The 511-nt window shown below is 67.7% G+C and carries 2 protein-coding genes; one reads left to right on the plus strand and one right to left on the minus strand.

The features are described from left to right. On the minus strand, positions 1–206 hold a 206-nt coding region (locus JCM19049_RS17360), incomplete at its 3' end, for a hypothetical protein (protein ID WP_279403540.1). Between JCM19049_RS17360 and JCM19049_RS17365 the strand changes: the two genes are divergently transcribed. Beyond that, the coding region (locus JCM19049_RS17365; RefSeq protein ID WP_279403541.1) for a DsbA family protein at positions 177–511 on the plus strand (335 nt) is incomplete at its 3' end. The two genes, JCM19049_RS17360 and JCM19049_RS17365, sit on opposite strands and share 30 nt — an antisense overlap.

Below are 511 nucleotides of genomic sequence, written 5' to 3' on the forward strand. Positions count from 1 at the left end.
AGGCCCCGGCCGCGCAGGCGGTGGACGCCCCCTCGGGCAGCGGCCGGGAATAAGCCCGCCCGGCCCCGGGTTGGCACCGACATGAGTGAACAACGTCTTCGCGTGGACATCTGGTCCGACATCGCCTGCCGTGGTGCTTCATCGGCAAGCGCCGCTTCGAGTCCGCGCTGCAGCAGCTGGACTTTGCCGACCAGGTCGACGTGCACTGGCACGCCTTCCAGCTGGACCCGAGCCTGCCCGAGCATTATGCGGGCACTGAACTTCAGTACCTCAGCGAGGTCAAGGGAATGCCGGCCGAGCAGGTGCAGGGCATGCTGGAGCACGTCACCGACCAGGCCGCCGGTGAGGGGCTGTCCTACGACTTTGAGAAACTGCGTCCGGCCAATTCGTTCAACGCGCTGCGGCTGCTTCAGTTCGCCAAGCAGCAGGGGCAGGGCTCGGCGATGAAGGAGGCGCTGCTCTCGGCGCACTTCGAGCGCGGCCTGGACACCGGCGACCGGGAAACCCTGGC

It is taken from the genome of Arthrobacter sp. JCM 19049, assembly GCF_001310435.1.